This is a genomic window from Enterobacter cloacae complex sp. IR5422 (assembly GCF_049238165.1).
Lineage (GTDB): Bacteria > Pseudomonadota > Gammaproteobacteria > Enterobacterales > Enterobacteriaceae > Enterobacter > Enterobacter roggenkampii.
This window is the reverse complement of sequence record NZ_JBMKHT010000045.1, coordinates 1-16,396: the sequence shown is the minus strand read 5'-3', so window position 1 is coordinate 16,396 and position 16,396 is coordinate 1. Positions and strand designations below refer to the sequence as shown.

15 protein-coding genes and 1 pseudogene are annotated in these 16,396 nt (G+C 50.9%); 8 read left to right on the top strand and 8 right to left on the bottom strand.

Going from position 1 to position 16,396, the window contains the following annotated elements; translation table 11 throughout:
* Positions 1 to 26: 26 nt before the first annotated feature.
* The 7 genes from gpmA to modE all read right to left on the bottom strand — a co-directional run bounded on the left by gpmA (position 27) and on the right by modE (position 7,774).
* On the bottom strand, positions 27 to 779 hold the full coding sequence (gene gpmA / locus ACOTXT_RS18185; protein WP_008501111.1) for a 2,3-diphosphoglycerate-dependent phosphoglycerate mutase: 753 nt from the start codon (positions 777 to 779) through the stop codon (positions 27 to 29).
* 206 nt (positions 780 to 985) lie between these two features.
* Complete coding sequence (galM, locus tag ACOTXT_RS18180) at positions 986 to 2,026, bottom strand: galactose-1-epimerase (protein WP_045373088.1); 1,041 nt, start codon at positions 2,024 to 2,026, stop codon at positions 986 to 988.
* Positions 2,020 to 3,168 carry a galactokinase gene (galK, locus tag ACOTXT_RS18175; protein WP_021241009.1) on the bottom strand — a complete coding sequence of 383 codons (1,149 nt, stop codon included), beginning with the start codon at positions 3,166 to 3,168 and terminating at the stop codon, positions 2,020 to 2,022. The genes galM and galK overlap by 7 nt, the downstream gene beginning before the upstream one ends.
* A gap of 3 nt (positions 3,169 to 3,171) precedes the next feature.
* Positions 3,172 to 4,218, bottom strand: a complete 1,047-nt coding sequence (gene galT / locus ACOTXT_RS18170; RefSeq protein WP_008501114.1) for a galactose-1-phosphate uridylyltransferase — start codon at positions 4,216 to 4,218, stop codon at positions 3,172 to 3,174.
* Positions 4,219 to 4,227: 9 nt separating this feature from the next.
* The gene (gene galE, locus ACOTXT_RS18165) at positions 4,228 to 5,244 is read right to left on the bottom strand and encodes a UDP-glucose 4-epimerase GalE (protein ID WP_008501115.1); all 1,017 of its coding nucleotides are present in this window, start codon (positions 5,242 to 5,244) and stop codon (positions 4,228 to 4,230) included.
* Positions 5,245 to 5,445: 201 nt separating this feature from the next.
* Complete coding sequence (gene modF / locus ACOTXT_RS18160) at positions 5,446 to 6,918, bottom strand: molybdate ABC transporter ATP-binding protein ModF (protein ID WP_055321525.1); 1,473 nt, start codon at positions 6,916 to 6,918, stop codon at positions 5,446 to 5,448.
* A gap of 67 nt (positions 6,919 to 6,985) precedes the next feature.
* Positions 6,986 to 7,774: a molybdenum-dependent transcriptional regulator gene (gene modE / locus ACOTXT_RS18155; RefSeq protein ID WP_055321526.1), complete on the bottom strand. Its 789-nt coding sequence runs from the start codon at positions 7,772 to 7,774 to the stop codon at positions 6,986 to 6,988.
* Between the two features lie 127 nt (positions 7,775 to 7,901).
* On the opposite strand from modE, the gene ACOTXT_RS18150 reads away from it, so the two are divergent.
* The 4 genes from ACOTXT_RS18150 (at position 7,902) to modC (ending at position 10,753) form a co-directional block, all read left to right on the top strand.
* A complete protein-coding gene (locus ACOTXT_RS18150) occupies positions 7,902 to 8,051 on the top strand; it encodes an AcrZ family multidrug efflux pump-associated protein (RefSeq protein WP_008501118.1) in 150 nt (49 codons plus the stop codon).
* A gap of 178 nt (positions 8,052 to 8,229) precedes the next feature.
* A complete protein-coding gene (gene modA / locus ACOTXT_RS18145) occupies positions 8,230 to 9,003 on the top strand; it encodes a molybdate ABC transporter substrate-binding protein (protein WP_055321527.1) in 774 nt (257 codons plus the stop codon).
* On the top strand, positions 9,003 to 9,692 hold the full coding sequence (gene modB, locus ACOTXT_RS18140; RefSeq protein ID WP_023326931.1) for a molybdate ABC transporter permease subunit: 690 nt from the start codon (positions 9,003 to 9,005) through the stop codon (positions 9,690 to 9,692). The genes modA and modB overlap by 1 nt, the downstream gene beginning before the upstream one ends.
* A 2-nt stretch (positions 9,693 to 9,694) precedes the next feature.
* Positions 9,695 to 10,753, top strand: coding sequence for a molybdenum ABC transporter ATP-binding protein ModC (gene modC, locus ACOTXT_RS18135; RefSeq protein ID WP_008501121.1), 1,059 nt, complete (start codon positions 9,695 to 9,697; stop codon positions 10,751 to 10,753).
* On the opposite strand, the pseudogene ACOTXT_RS18130 reads toward modC, so the two are convergent.
* Positions 10,754 to 11,371, bottom strand: a pseudogene (locus ACOTXT_RS18130) (pyridoxal phosphatase); the annotation flags it as partial. It lies immediately after the preceding gene.
* Positions 11,372 to 11,402: 31 nt separating this feature from the next.
* Between ACOTXT_RS18130 and ACOTXT_RS18125 the strand changes: the two are divergent.
* From ACOTXT_RS18125 to ACOTXT_RS18110, 4 genes are all read left to right on the top strand, one after another.
* Positions 11,403 to 13,217 (top strand): recombinase family protein, encoded by a 1,815-nt coding sequence (locus tag ACOTXT_RS18125; protein WP_421625377.1) that lies wholly within the window; start codon positions 11,403 to 11,405, stop codon positions 13,215 to 13,217.
* 1,379 nt (positions 13,218 to 14,596) lie between these two features.
* Positions 14,597 to 14,770: a hypothetical protein gene (locus ACOTXT_RS18120; protein ID WP_164085561.1), complete on the top strand. Its 174-nt coding sequence runs from the start codon at positions 14,597 to 14,599 to the stop codon at positions 14,768 to 14,770.
* Between the two features lie 78 nt (positions 14,771 to 14,848).
* Positions 14,849 to 15,322, top strand: a complete 474-nt coding sequence (locus tag ACOTXT_RS18115) for an HNH endonuclease signature motif containing protein (RefSeq protein ID WP_048619581.1) — start codon at positions 14,849 to 14,851, stop codon at positions 15,320 to 15,322.
* A gap of 54 nt (positions 15,323 to 15,376) precedes the next feature.
* Complete coding sequence (locus ACOTXT_RS18110; RefSeq protein WP_046852907.1) at positions 15,377 to 15,847, top strand: hypothetical protein; 471 nt, start codon at positions 15,377 to 15,379, stop codon at positions 15,845 to 15,847.
* Positions 15,848 to 16,396: the final 549 nt, after the last annotated feature.

Sequence of the window (16,396 nt, the reverse complement as noted above, 5' to 3'; positions counted from 1 at the left end):
CGCGCTTTTTTTATGGTCAGCGAAAATTACTTCGCTTTACCCTGGTTCGCAACGGCCGCCGCTTTCGCTGCGATTTCGTCCGCGTTACCCAGGTAGTAGTGTTTGATTGGCTTGAAGTTTTCGTCAAACTCATACACCAGCGGTACGCCAGTTGGGATGTTCAGTTCGAGAATTTCGTCTTCACCCATGTTGTCCAGGTATTTCACCAGCGCACGCAGGGAGTTACCGTGAGCGGCGATAATCACGCGCTCGCCGCTTTTCAGACGTGGCAGAATGGTTTCGTTCCAGTAAGGGACAACGCGGTCGATGGTCAGCGCCAGGCTCTCGGTGGTTGGCAGCTCAGCGTCGGTCAGTTTCGCGTAACGCGGGTCGTGGCCCGGGTAGCGCTCGTCATCTTTGGTCAGCTCTGGTGGGGTGACCGCGAAGCCGCGACGCCACTGTTTAACCTGCTCGTCACCGTATTTCTCAGCGGTTTCCGCTTTGTTCAGGCCCTGCAGCGCACCGTAGTGACGCTCGTTTAGTTTCCAGGATTTCTCAACCGGCAGCCAGGCCTGGTCCAGTTCGTCCAGCACGTTCCACAGGGTATGGATGGCACGTTTCAGCACAGAGGTGTAAGCAAAATCAAAGCTGAAGCCTTCTTCCTTCAGCAGTTTACCTGCTGCTTTTGCTTCGCTTACGCCTTTCTCGGACAGATCAACGTCGTACCAACCGGTAAAGCGGTTTTCGTTGTTCCACTGGCTTTCGCCGTGACGCACCAGAACCAGCTTAGTAATAGCCATCTCTTACTCCTCAAGCATTTTTAGAATGATAACAATTCTCATTATATTGCCGTGGCCGTGCCAGCAGCAACGCTTAACCCTAACCATAGCGAAAATAGTCTCTGAGTGTAAGATGCTTGTGAATCCAGGGTTATGATTTTGTCTGCGATCGGCGCTATTTTCAGCAAGGCGCACAGAAAAAAGCCCTCCAGAGGGAGGGCTGAATATTAATGTGGAATAAAATGATATTCCGTCACGCTAACGTACTCTTCACCCGGGCGCAGCACGCAGTCCGGCTGCGGCCATTCCGGATGATTCGGGCTGTCCGGCAGGAACTCGCTCTCCAGCGCCAGGCCTTGCCAGTCGCTGTACTCTTCGTGTTCGCGCGCCGTCGTGCCGCCGAGATAGTTACCTGAGTAGAACTGCAGGGCAGGAGCGGTGGTATAAACCGTCATCTGCAGCTTCTCATCGGTGGACCAGACCTGTGCGGCAGGTTGTTTCACATCGCCTTTAGCCTGCAGCAGGAACGCGTGGTCGTAGCCTTTCACCTTGCGCTGGTCGTCATCGCTCAGGAAATCCTGGGCGATGGATTTCGCGCTGCGGAAGTCAAAGCTGGTGCCGCTCACGTCTTTGAGGCCCTGGTACGGAATGCCCATCTCATCAACCGGCAGATACGCATCCGCCAGGATCTGAAGCTTGTGGTTCCGCACGTCGCACTGGTTACCGTCCAGATTAAAGTACGCGTGATTGGTCAGGTTAACCGGACACGGCTTGTCGACCGTCGCACGGTATTCGATGGCAATACGGTTGTCGTCCGTCAATGTAAAGCGCGCAGAGGCGATAAGGTTACCCGGGAAGCCCTGATCGCCGTCCTGCGAATCCAGCGAGAACAGCACTTCGCCGTCGTTTTGACGAACAATCTTCCAGCGACGTTTATCAAACCCGTCCGGGCCGCCGTGCAGCTGGTTCTCACCCTGGCTTGGAAGCAGGGTGTACGGCACGCCGTCGAGTTCAAAACGGCTCTTCGCGATGCGGTTCGCATAGCGCCCTACGGATGCGCCCAGATAGGCAGACTGATTAACATACTGCTCGGGCGATGCGCAGCCGAGCAGGGTTTCGCGCACGCTGCCGTCCGGCATCGGTACGCGTGCTGAAAGAAGGGTTGCACCCCAGTCCATGAGCGTAACCACCATCCCCGCGCGATTGCGCAGGGTTAACAGGCGATACGGCAGACCATCCGGTGCGAGGGTAGGTGTTTCGTTTAGCACTGTCCGGCTCCTTGTGATGCTTTGCAAACATAGAAGGTTTCTTTGATACCTGTTTTTGCTTCGTACTGCTTCGCCACGGCGTCCTGTACGGCAGGGACCAGCTCCTCAGGCACCAGCGCAACGATGCAGCCGCCAAAACCGCCGCCCGTCATGCGCACGCCGCCTTTGTCGCCAATGACCGCTTTGACGATCTCCACCAGGGTGTCGATCTGCGGCACGGTGATTTCAAAATCATCGCGCATGGAGGCGTGAGATTCCGCCATCAGTTCACCCATGCGTTTCAGGTCACCTTTCGCCAGCGCGGACGCGGCTTCAACGGTACGGGCATTCTCCGTCAGCACGTGACGAACGCGTTTGGCGACAATCGGGTCCAGCTCGTGCGCCACTTTGTTAAATTCATTGAGCGTGACGTCGCGCAGGGCGGGCTGCTGGAAGAAGCGGGCGCCGGTTTCGCACTGCTCGCGGCGAGTGTTGTACTCGCTGCCCACCAGCGTGCGTTTAAAGTTGCTGTTGACGATCACGACAGCCGCGCCTTTTGGCAGGGGTACGGCTTTGGTGCCCAGCGAGCGGCAGTCGATCAGCAGCGCGTGCTCTTTTTTGCCCAGCGCGGAGATCAGCTGGTCCATGATGCCGCAGTTGCAGCCCACGAACTGGTTTTCCGCTTCCTGACCATTCAGGGCGATTTGTGCGCCATCCAGCGGTAAATGATAGAGCTGCTGGAACACGGTGCCGACGGCGACCTCCAGAGACGCAGAGGAGCTTAAGCCCGCCCCCTGCGGCACGTTGCCGCTGATGACCAAATCGGCGCCGCCGAAGTTTTTATTACGCTTCTGCAGATGCTTCACCACGCCGCGCACGTAGTTAGACCACTGCTGGCTGTCGTGCGTCACAATCGGGGCATCGAGGGAGAACGCGTCCGTCTCATTACCGTAATCCGCCGCAATCACGCGAACCTGGCGGTCGTCGCGCTTCGCGCAGCTGATGACCGTCTGGTAATCGATGGCGCACGGCAGCACAAAGCCGTCGTTGTAGTCAGTGTGTTCACCGATCAGGTTGACGCGGCCAGGTGCCTGAATTACGTGGGTGGCAGGGTAGCCAAATTTCTCAGCAAACAGGGATTGTGTTTTATCTTTCAGACTCATTTTTTAGACTCCTGATTCGCGATAGTGGACGTCGCTAACGGCGCGCAGACGTTCAGCCGCCTGTTCCGCCGTCAGATCACGCTGGGTTTCTGCCAGCATTTCGTAGCCCACCATAAATTTACGCACCGTCGCAGAGCGCAGCAGCGGCGGATAGAAATGGGCGTGCAGCTGCCAGTGCTGATTCTCTTCCCCGTTAAACGGTGCGCCGTGCCAGCCCATGGAGTACGGGAAGGAGCACTGGAACAGGTTGTCGTAACGGCTGGTCAGCTTTTTCAGCGCCAGGGCAAGGTCGTCGCGCTGCGCGTCGCTGAGTTCGGTGATGCGCTGCACGTGCGCTTTCGGCAGCAGCAGCGTCTCAAACGGCCAGGCGGCCCAGTAAGGCACGACGGCCAGCCAGTGTTCGGTCTCCACCACGGTACGGCTGCCGTCGGCCAGCTCACGCTGCGCGTAATCCACCAGCATCGGCGAGCCGTTTTCCGCGTAATACGCTTTTTGCAGGCGGTCTTCACGCTCGGCTTCGTTAGGCAGGAAGCTGTTCGCCCAGACCTGGCCGTGCGGGTGCGGGTTAGAGCAGCCCATGGCCGCACCTTTATTTTCAAACACCTGCACCCATGGGTAAGTTTGACCCAGCTCGGCAGTTTGCGCCTGCCAGGTGCTGACCACCTCTTTCAGGGCCTCAACGCTCAGCTCCGGCAGCGTTTTGCTGTGATCGGGAGAGAAGCAGATCACGCGGCTGGTACCGCGCGCGCTTTCACAGCGCATCAGCGGATCGTGGCTTTCCGGCGCGTCCGGCGTGTCGGTCATCAGGGCGGCAAAATCGTTGGTGAACACGAAGGTGCCTTTGTAGTCCGGGTTTTTATCCCCGGTGACGCGCGTATTGCCCGGACAGAGGAAGCAGTCCGGGTCGTGCTGCGGCAGCGTCTGTTTTGCAGGCGTCTCCTGCGCCCCCTGCCAGGGGCGCTTGGCGCGATGCGGAGAAACTAAAATCCATTGCCCGCTTAACGGGTTAAAGCGACGATGCGGATGATCGACGGGATTAAATTGCGTCATGACGGATCCTTAGTCCGGATAGCCTTGCGGGTGGCGTGACTGCCAGTGCCAGGTATCCTGTGCCATTTCATCAAGCGTGCGCGTAACACGCCAGTTAAGCTCTTTGTCGGCTTTGGTGGCGTCGGCCCAGTAAGCAGGCAGATCGCCCTCACGACGCGGTGCGAAGTGGTAGTTCACCGGCTTGCCGCAGGCTTTGCTGAAGGCATTGACTACGTCCAGCACGCTGCTGCCGACCCCGGCGCCGAGGTTGTAAATATGCACGCCCGGTTTATCCGCCAGCTGCTGCATGGCCGCAACGTGGCCGTCGGCCAGATCCATCACGTGGATATAGTCGCGCACGCCGGTGCCGTCTTCGGTCGGGTAGTCATTGCCAAAAATCGCCAGCGACTCGCGACGTCCTACCGCCACCTGGGCGATATACGGCATCAGGTTGTTCGGAATGCCCTGCGGATCTTCCCCCATATCGCCAGACGGATGCGCACCGACCGGGTTGAAGTAGCGCAGCAGCGCGATGCTCCACTCCGGCTGGGCTTTTTGCAGATCGGTCAGGATCTGCTCCACCATCAGCTTGCTTTTGCCGTACGGGCTCTGCGGCGTCCCGGTCGGGAAGCTTTCAACGTAAGGGATTTTAGGCTGATCGCCGTAGACGGTGGCGGAAGAGCTAAAGATGAAGTTTTTGACGTTGGCCGCACGCATGGCGGAGATGAGACGCAGGGTGCCGTTGACGTTGTTATCGTAATACTCAAGCGGCTTAGCAACGGATTCACCGACCGCTTTCAGACCTGCGAAGTGGATCACCGCTTCAATGGCGTGGTCGTGAAGGATCTCGGTCATCAGCGCTTCGTTACGGATGTCGCCTTCCACGAACGTCGGGTGTTTACCGCCAAGACGTTCAATCACAGGCAGCACGCTGCGCTTACTGTTGCACAGGTTGTCGAGAATGATGACGTCATGGCCGTTTTGCAGCAGTTGCACGCAGGTATGACTACCTATGTAACCGCTACCACCTGTTACCAGAACTCGCATATTTCGCTCCATTGGGCTTATGGTATGTAATAACCATAGCATAACAGAGACGCGAAAAGTGTGACATGGGATAAAATAGTGGAATCGTTTACACTGTTTTTAAAATCCGATTTTCAGCTACCGTGAGGCATTGTAGATCAACGGGATAGCAATGTATTAGTGCAGGTTATCTGAAAAACGGAGGGCGGTGCCCTCCGGGGATTAATCGATTTTGCTTTGCCGATAGTAATAGTGCTCACCGTCCGGAACAAACTCCAGGCGGTGGGTGATGCAGGAGGGGGCATCTTCGGCATGATGTGAAACGAACAGCAGCTGCGTTTCACCTTCGCTAATCAGCACGTCCACAAAGCGGCGGATAAGCTGGCGGTTCAACGGGTCGAGTCCCTGCAGCGGTTCGTCGAGGATCAGCAGCGTAGGGTGTTTCACCAGCGCGCGAACGATCAGCGCCAGACGCTGCTGCCCCCACGAAAGACTATGAAACGGCGCGTCAGCAACCCGGTTGTCCATGCCCAGAATGTCCAGCCACTGCTGGGCCAGCTTGTGCTGTTTGTCCGATACCGCCTGATAAATGCCGATGGAGTCAAAATACCCGGAGAGGATCACGTTGCGTACCGTGGTACTGACCCGGTAATCCAGATGCAGGTTGCTGCTGACGTAGCCGATATGTTTTTTGATATCCCAGATGGTTTCGCCGCTGCCGCGACGCCGACCGAACAGCGTGAGGTCGTTGCTGTAGCCCTGCGGATGATCGCCGGTGATCAGGCTCAGCAGCGTGGATTTTCCCGCGCCGTTGGGGCCGACAATCTGCCAGTGCTCGCCTGGATTGACCGTCCAGCTGAGGTGATTAAGGATCGGGCGATCGTCATAAGAGACCACCCCATCGCGCAGCACGATGCGCGGCTGGTGGGGATCAAGCGCGTGGCGCGCCGACGGGGCGTCGGGTTCCGGAAGGGTAATACCGTCGAGCTGTTCGCTGTGCGCGAGCTGGGCAATCAGCGCCTGCTTAAGCAGCGCGTTTTTTTCGCCGGTCTCGGTCAGGTTACAGTCGGCCAGGACGCCCGCGTGCTGAATAAAGTCCGGAATTTCATCAAAACGGTTAAGCACCAGCACGAGGGTATATCCCTGCTGATTAAGCGACGCCAGCAGAGACGCCAGCTGCGCCCGGGACTGCACGTCAAGACCGTCGAACGGTTCGTCCAGAATAAGCAGTTCAGGTTCGCTCATCAGCGCCTGACAAAGCAGCGTTTTTCGCGTCTCGCCGGTCGAAAGGTATTTAAAGCGCCGGTTCAGCAGAGGGGTGATACCGAACTGTTCTGCCAGGCGCTGGCAGCGGGCGGGATCCTTCACTTCATCCTGAATAATTTCCGCCGTCGTACGGCCGGTATCCTCTTCGCCAGGGCTGAGCAAATCGGTGTTGTTGCGCTGCCACTCGTCGCTGACCAGCTTTTGCAGTTGTTCAAACGACAGGCGCGTCAGGCGCGTAAAGTCGCTCTGGTATTCGCCCTTGAGGGGGTTGAGCTCTCCGGCCAGCGCGCGGGCCAGCGCGGATTTACCGCTGCCGTTTGTGCCGACAAACGCCCAGCTTTCACCCGCGCGTAGCGTCAAATCAGCAATTGTCAGCGTTCGGGTATCGCTAAGACGAAACGTGCCTTGCGAAATATGCAATGATGACATGGTTTATCCCTGTTTTTGCAGCACCAGATATCAGGGATACGCACTGTCGGTACGATTGTCAATGTGCTCAGCACAAAGTGGCGATAATCACCCGGTCCGCGTTGAAATACGCGGTGACGGCAGCACCTTCTTCTAAACCGTCCGACTCGCTGAGCGGTATGGTCGCGCAAAGCGGCTGCCCATCTGCCAGGGTCATCAGCACTTCGCACTGCGTCTGGCCGCGTTCGATAAGGCTGATGGTGCCCTGCAGCTGGTTATCTGCTGTCTTTGCCGCGTCGGGATCGCGTGTGATACTGACCCACGGCGCTTTCAGGAGCACCAGCACCTCTTTCCCTTCATCCAGTTCAAGACGTTCCGCGCTTTGCGCCGTTATGGCGGCCTTCAGACGGGTGGTGCCATCGGCAAGCAGGATCTCAATATGCTGCTGTATCTGCAGATTGTCGCGCGCCGTCACCGTACCAAACCACTGGTTGCGGGCGCTGGTTTGTAGCGAGAAGCGGGAAATGGCGGCCAGCAGACTGTCCAGCGGAACGTTATCGTCATCGCTTAACGCATCGAACGCTTTTTGCTGAATCTGGGCCAGCAGATCGTAAAGCTGAATAAGACGCTGGCCATAACGCGTCACGATTGCACCGCCGCCGCCTTTGCCGCCCGTGGCTCTGTCCACCAGCGGCTGTTCGCTCAGGGTGTTCATGTCGTTGATGGCGTCCCAGGCACTCTTGTAGCTGATGCCCGCGTTTTTCGCCCCCTGGCTAATCGAGCCCGTTTGTTCTATTTGTTTAAGCAGGGCGATACGTCGCGGATCGGCGAAAAGCTTTTGCTGAAGTCGGAGTGTGAGAAGAATTTCGGCCTGCATAACAGTGTCCTGGCAAAAAGGGTATTGTGACCCAAATGGTGCAGGGCGCAAAGGGTACCGCACAAAAGGGGATGTTTTTCTCAGTTGAAAGGGTAGAATAAGCTGTTCACAATATCTGGAGAAAACCATGTTAGAGTTGTTGAAAAGTCTGGTATTCGCCGTGATCATGGTACCAGTAGTGATGGCCATCATCCTCGGTGCCATCTACGGCCTGGGTGAAGTGTTCAACGTCTTTTCGAACATTGGTCACAGAGACCAGGCTAAAAAGCAGCATTGATTCCCCCCAAAACGCCCGGCTTGGCCGGGCGTTTTGCTCTCAAGATTTTCCCATTTTCGCCGATACTCTTTAACGCACTACGCCGGTTTACCTCTTCAGCGGTACGATTAAACGCTGGGATCTCCCTGACGTTACCGTTATATTAATGTGTATATAACGATACTCACAGGAGTTAAAAATGGCACGTTCATGGGTACGCCTTTTTGCAGGGGCAACGTTGACGCTTTCCCTTACCGGACACGCGCTGGCGGATGAGGGTAAAATCACGGTCTTTGCGGCGGCGTCGCTGACTAACGCGCTGCAGGATATCGCGGCGGCGTATAAAAAAGAGAAAAACGTCGAGGTGGTCTCCTCGTTTGCCTCTTCCTCGACGCTCGCTCGCCAGATAGAAGCGGGCGCGCCGGCGGATCTGTTCATCTCGGCCGATCAGAAGTGGATGGATTACGCGGCGGAGAAAAAAGCGATTGATGCGGCAACCCGCGAAACGCTGCTGGGGAATAGCCTGGTTGTCGTGGCGCCAAAAGCCAGCGCGCAGGCTGACTTCACCATCAACAAAGAGACCCACTGGATAAGCCTGCTGAACGGCGGGCGTCTGGCGGTGGGCGATCCGGAGCACGTTCCGGCCGGGATCTACGCCAAAGAAGCGCTGCAAAAACTGGGCGCATGGGAGACATTGTCACCGAAGCTGGCCCCGGCGGAAGATGTCCGCGGCGCGCTGGCGCTGGTGGAACGCAACGAAGCCCCGCTGGGCATTGTGTATGGCTCTGATGCCATTGCCAGTAAGGGTGTGAAAGTGGTGGCAACGTTCCCGGAAGACTCCCACAAGAAAGTGGAATATCCTGTTGCGATTGTTGATGGACATAAAAATGCGACCGTGACGGCCTTCCGCGATTATCTGAAGGGGCCGGAGGCGTCTGCGATCTTTAAACGTTACGGATTTACGACTCACTGATGATATTGACCGATCCTGAATGGCAGGCTGTTCTGCTGAGCCTTAAAGTCTCTTCCCTGGCGGTTGCGCTGAGTTTGCCCTTTGGGATCTTCTTTGCCTGGCTACTGGTTCGCTGTCGGTTTCCCGGCAAAGCGCTGCTCGACAGCGTGCTTCATCTTCCGCTCGTGTTGCCGCCCGTGGTGGTCGGTTATCTGCTGTTAATTTCCATGGGGCGACGCGGTTTTATTGGCGAAAAACTTTACGACTGGTTTGGGCTGACCTTTGCGTTTAGCTGGCGCGGTGCGGTGCTGGCGGCGGCGGTAATGTCATTCCCGCTGATGGTGAGGGCGATCCGCCTCGCGCTGGAAGGCGTGGACATGAAGCTCGAACAGGCGGCCCGTACGCTGGGTGCCGGGCGCTGGCGCGTCTTTTTCACCATCACGCTCCCGCTCACGCTGCCGGGCATTATTGTCGGGACGGTACTGGCGTTCGCCCGCTCGCTGGGCGAGTTTGGCGCGACCATCACCTTCGTCTCGAACATCCCCGGCGAGACGCGAACGATTCCGTCGGCCATGTATACCCTGATTCAAACGCCGGGCGGAGAAGGCGCCGCGGCGCGGCTGTGTATCATCTCAATCGTACTAGCCCTGGTATCGCTGCTGGTGTCGGAATGGCTGGCGCGGCTGAGCCGTGAGCGGATGGGGAAATAAGCATGCTGGAACTGAATTTCACCCAGACGCTGGGAAACCATACCCTGACGCTTAACGAGACGCTGCCTGCAAGCGGTATCACTGCCATCTTCGGCGTCTCGGGGGCGGGAAAAACGTCGCTGATAAATGCCATCAGCGGCCTGACGCGCCCGCAGTCAGGACGGATTGTATTGAATAACCGCGTCTTAAACGACGTGGAAAACAAGGTTTATCTCACGCCGGATAAACGCCGCATTGGCTATGTTTTCCAGGACGCGCGCTTATTCCCGCATTACAGCGTGCGCGGCAACCTGCGTTACGGCATGGCGAAAAGCATGGCCGGACAGTTTGATAAGCTGGTGACGCTTTTAGGCATTGAGCCACTGCTCGACAGACTGCCCTCGTCGCTTTCCGGCGGAGAAAAACAGCGCGTGGCGATTGGCCGCGCGTTGCTGACCGCACCCGAACTGCTGCTGCTCGACGAACCGCTGGCCTCGCTGGATATTCCGCGCAAGCGTGAGCTTTTGCCCTACCTGCAGCGCCTGACGCGGGAAATTAATATTCCAATGCTCTACGTCAGCCATTCGCTGGATGAGATCCTCCATCTGGCCGACAAAGTGCTGGTGCTGGAAGAGGGCAGCGTCAAGGCCTTCGGCAACCTGGAAGAGGTGTGGGGCAGCAGCGTAATGCACCCCTGGCTGCCCAGGGAACAGCAGAGCAGCATTCTGAAGGTGAGCGTGCTGGAACACCATCCGCACTACGCGATGACGGCGCTGGCGCTGGGCGATCAGCACCTGTGGGTCAATAAGATCGACAAGCCGTTGCAGTCCGCGCTGCGTATTCGTATTCAGGCATCAGACGTCTCGCTGGTGCTGCAGCCGCCGCTGCAAACCAGTATTCGAAATATTCTGCGCGCCAAAGTCGCGGAGTGTTTTGATGATAACGGCCAGGTGGAAGTGAAGCTCGAGGTGGGAAGCCGGACGCTCTGGGCGCGCATCAGCCCGTGGGCCAGGGATGAGTTAGGGATCAAACCCGGCCTGTGGCTTTACGCGCAAATTAAGAGCGTCTCGATCACCGCCTGATTACAGCAGGTGGGTATAAATATACTGCGCGATGCTGTCGGTGGTGTTGTCGCCAATCACCACGTTAGCGCGCGCTTTTACCGCGTCGTCGGCATTGCCCATCGCCACGCCCGTACCGACGGCTTCCAGCATGCTGATGTCGTTGTAGTTGTCGCCGAAGGCGATCGCGTCCTGCATTGACCAGCCCTGTGATTCCACATACTGCGTCAGACGCTTGCCTTTGCTGTTGCCTTTGCGGGCAATATCCACCTGATCGTGCCAGGACCACTCGCACTCCAGCCCCAGCGTTTCCTCTACGTGCTTCGCGAAGGTATTCAGTTTGGTCGTGTCTTCATCCGTCAGGGCGAATTTCCAGATAGCCTCAACGTCCTGGGCTGCCTGACGCAGCGAGGAAACCTGGGTAAAGACCGGACGCTGCGCTTCAGGCAGGGACAACGCCCAGTTGCTGGTGCGCACCACGTGGCCGGTAGGGCGCTCGTAGACCATTGCGTTATCCACATACATCAGGCCGTGAATGGCATGCTCATCCAGCAGATCAATCAGTTGCAGCGCCTGGGGAACCGGCAGCGGGTCGGAGGCTAAAACCTTTTTTGCCTGATAATCATACAAATGTGTTATGCTTATACAAACAAAAATTAGAAGGTTTAACATGAAAAAAGTATTTGTGTATCATCGTGTTAGCTCGGATCAGCAGCTCGACGGGTCAGGTATCGCACGCCAAGCTGAACTATTAGAAGGCTACTTAGAGCGTACTGGCATTTGTGCGGAAATGGATGATCCAGCCCCAGTAGTACTATCGGATCAAGGTGTCTCAGCCTTTAAGGGTTTAAACATCTCTGAGGGTGAGTTAGGGGCATGGATGGAACAAGTACGTAATGGTATGTGGGATAGTTCTATATTGGTAGTGGAATCTATAGACCGCTTTAGCCGCCAGAACCCGTTTGATGTGATGGGTTACATCAATGCTCTAATGGCACATAACGTAGCTATTCATGATGTAATGGCTAACATAGTTATCAGCCGTAGTAATTCTAAAGATCTACCTTTTGTAATGATGAATGCTCAACGGGCATATGATGAATCTAAGTATAAAAGTGATCGTATTCGTAAAGGGTGGGCGAAGAAACGCGAACAAGCATTCAACAAAGGTACTATAGTAGCTAATAAACGTCCTCAATGGATCGAAGTAGAAAATGATAAGTATGTGCTTAATCATAAAGCGGCAGTAGTTAAAGAGATATTTGCTCTTTATCAAACTGGCATGGGATGCCCCACGATTGCTAAACAACTTCAAACGAAAGAAGGTGAGCAATATAAATTTAATCGTCCGTGGACTGGTGAGCTTGTACATAAAATTCTTACTAATCGCCGTGTAACTGGTAAGATTTTCATTTCAGAAATCATCCGTAACCATGATGATATTGAAAATCCAGTAACTCAGAAAAAGTACGATATGGACGTGTACCCTGTAGTAATTAGTGAAGATGAATTTGAATTAGTACAGGAATTGCTAAAGTCTCGTCGTCCTAATGCTGGACGTGTTACCGTGAAGAAAGACGGACAGGAAGAAGTACTGATTAAAAGTAATTTGTTTAGTGGTATCGCTCGTTGTACTGAATGCGGCGGGCCAATGTATCATAATGTGGTTCGTGCTAAACGTACACCAAAGAAAGGCGATCCAAAAATCGAGGAATATAGATACATTCGTTGCCTCAATGAACGTGATGGACTTTGCGAAAATAAAGCTATGACCTATGAAACAGTAGAGCATTTTGTAGTAGAGCATTTATTAGGCATGGATCTAAACACTGTGATTAAAGAACAAGAATTCAATCCTGAAATTGAAGTGATACGTATTCAAATTGATCAAGTTAAGGATCAGATCACTAACTATGAAAATGGTATTGAACGGCGTAAAAGTGCTGGTAAAGCTGTCTCTTTTGAAATGCGGGAAGAATTGGATGATGCCAAGTTAGAATTAGAACAGTTATTAGCACGTCAGGCTTCATTAGCTACAGTACAAGTAGATTTACCAGTACTACAGGATGTTAACGTTACTGAATTATATAATGTGAATAACGTCGACATACGCACACGTTATGAGAATGCACTTAACAAGATTGTTTCTAATATTCGTCTAAAGCGTAACGGCAATTTTTACACAATTGACATTATCTACAAGCAGAACGAGCTGAAAAGGCATGTCCTTTTTATAGAGAATAAGAAGAAAGAACAAAAGTTAATCAGTGAGGTGATCATTGAAAATGTTGATGGTGCTAAATTCTATTACACACCATCTTTCGTAATTAGTGTTAAAGATGGTGAGATCCGTTTTCAGCAGACTAAAGAAGATCTTACAATCATTGATTATTCGCTATTGCTGAACTATGTAGATGCTGTAGATCGATGTGATGCCGTAGGTGTTTGGATGCGAAACAATATGAGTTTCTTATTCACTAAGTAACGAGTATCCTAAACATAAAACGAAAGAAACCTCTTAATTGACTTGTAACGTCAGCAGAGCCATCAAAAATGCGATTTTAGAATCTTGCTTCAGCCGTGAAGATTTTTTGAAAAATACAAAGTTGAGTAATGATAGTATTTCTCTTTTGAAAATGTAACTAACAATCGTTACATGTATTTTTGTGATAAATCTAACGTTACTTCCAAAGTACATAGTGATGCACTTGAAAGTAGTCTATAGTTAAATTGACAATAATAATAATGTAGTATCAGTTGAGTAGTTAGCAGTACTTTGATGATAGTTGTCATGGGACGTAAGCGAAATACGATACATTTTTTTGCCCTGCTAGTATTTGATGGTATTAGCAGGGTGTATTTATGTTTGAACAACACTAGTAAAGCTAACTATTTATAACGTTGAATAGTCAAGCCATCATAAATCGCAAGGCAGACTATCTAACTTTCCGATAAGTATTTGATTATTTTAAAAACAAGATTTTACGTTTTAAGTTTAATTTTGGCCTCGTGTACGTTCGTATGCGGGGCTTTTTCGTATATGGTAATGCGTTGGTGTGGGTTTGTAATAGAGCCTCTCAAAACGCGTCACAGCAAAGATTTGCGTTAAGTGATTCGTGAGGGTGACTGATATTAGGCGATGTGAGATTTTTCTTGGTGAAAAAACCTTCTATTTGATATAATACCAATCAAGCCAAAACTCCTGTTGGTGAAAGGTAGAGGTTGCCGCCTCTACCGTTTGCCGACGGTTGAAGGTACATTACCTTCTTATAGCCCCTGAAAAGATTCAGGGGCTATAGTATTGAAATGTTCCAACCTGGTATGTTCATATCAGTACTTCTATTACAATAACTCACATGATTACGCCTCTTTATATAAATAAATGTATACAATACAGGAGGCGTATACATGCTAAAGCCATTAATTGAAATCTTTCTTTTCCCAATCTACACAATACTAGTATTGATGTTTATGATTCTCACAGTACTAGCACTTCCACTAAAGATACCATTTGTAGAACGTCACGTAAGACAACACATAAATAAAAGTACTGATAAATTACGAAAGAAAAAGTCCTAAGAATTTTGGAACGGGTGATTTTTTCACGGTATAATGTAGGTATCTATAAAATATTTGGGACAGACGCAAAAAATGTCCTATAATATTGATGTGGCTTTCTGAGTGATCGAAAATGTTCACCTAGCCGAACTGCGAAGCATAATTCCATTTCTCCAGCCATCAGAGACTAAATAGATGGTAACATTATAATTCTCCTATATTGCTAAAGTATAGCCCCCTAAAAGGGCTATCTTTTTTGCTTGGGATAAATAACGTATACGTATACAAATCACATGAGTTAATTAAATGAAGAATAATAAATCTAAGGATAGAAAAGATAACGTAATAACCGCACGTTTATCTAATTCACAGGTTGAAGTACTAAAAAAATTGATTGATGAAGGTAAGGTATCAAAAGGTACTCTATCTTCTGCTGTAGGTTACTTAATTGATCAGTACATTGTACTAAACAGTAAGTAATTAATTGGTTGTCTACTAACCACACAATAAGTAGAAACGCGATTACAAGAAGTAACGCGGGTAATATGGAAGTTATATATGAAAATATGGAAAGAAACGAAATATGAATATTATGTAGTAAGTAATGAAGGTGATGTATTCAATACTAAGACAGAAACACTACTAAAGCTAACCCCTTCAAAATCTAATGGGTACTACAAAGTAACACTATCTGTCAAAGGTGGTGATAGTAGAACTGTAGAAGTTCATCGACTAATCGCAGAAACTTTTATTGAACGTGATGAATCATTGAAATTAGTTGTTGATCATATTGATGGTAATCCTCTAAACAATCACGTGGATAACCTACAATGGATTACACAAAAAGAGAATATGGCAAAAGCGAAAAATAAACGTAGCTGGAATAGATTCACCGAAGAAGAGAAAGTACAAATTATTGATGCGTGGAATACTGGAAAGTACTCATACATTGGGATTACATCCTACTTCAATCAACTATGGAACCGAAATACTACACGACATAGTTACACAAGAATTATCAAACAAGCATAATAACTTAGGGGCTATCATGTAGGAGTGACAGCCCCATATTAAGGGGGAATTATAATGGCGAGAAAAGAAACAATACACAATAATCAAATGATCCAGAATGAACTACGTTTCATTTGCTTTAATTCACTATCTAGTGAAGCAAAAGAAGTAATGCGTGGAATAATCCAGGAAAGTACTTTTCTAGGTAAAAACCGTGTACCGGAAGAAGATGTATTTGCGATAGTAAAGAATGCTCCTGAATTCAGTGAAGTTATGGTATTTGAACATCTAAAACTATTCAGACAGAATAAAAATCAAAACTATCCAGATAGTAAATCATCGCGTGAAAAGTACAAACGCATAGCAACCCTAGTATCACAGGCGTTTGAAGTACTAGTAAAGGAAGGGAAATCCCTTAATAGAATGAAGCAATACAAACCAAAGAAAACCGTAACAGAAGAACATGTAGCACTAGTTGAACTGCTAAAAGATGAAGGTGCGGATCTTATTACCTTAATTGAACGACTAGTAGCAATGAATAAGTAATTGATTTATATGTAAATAATAACCGTAACTATAACCGTATTGTATACGTCGAAAATACGGTTATTATGAGTAAAATACGGTTGATGCCACAACATATAGTAGTTAAATCAATGGTTTACATACCACATATTGATTCCCGTAACTTAATATAATATACACTTTAAAGTAAATGACTTACTTGTCTATTCAGTATCATAGAGCCTAACTCGCTTTGCTCGTTAGTCTCTGTAAAACCAAAAAGATAAGATCGTAAACTTGCGTTTTCTCGCTAGTCACTCGAAGAACGCCACGTCTTTTGTTTTTGTCTATCGACTACTGAAGGAAGTGAAAACCTATACTGTTTGGGGTCAGCCGTCTTTTGGAGTAACTACGCGGGCTTTGCCCTTGTCGGGTTATCGGGCTGTTTAAGCCATTACTATTAATTAAGGAAGGTGCGAATAAGTCCGAGATGTGAGATCATCGTGTTGTAACCTGAACCCAGAATGAGTAACCGGATGAGCCAGCAACTGACTTTTGCCGACAGTGAGTTTTCCAGTAAACGCCGCCAGA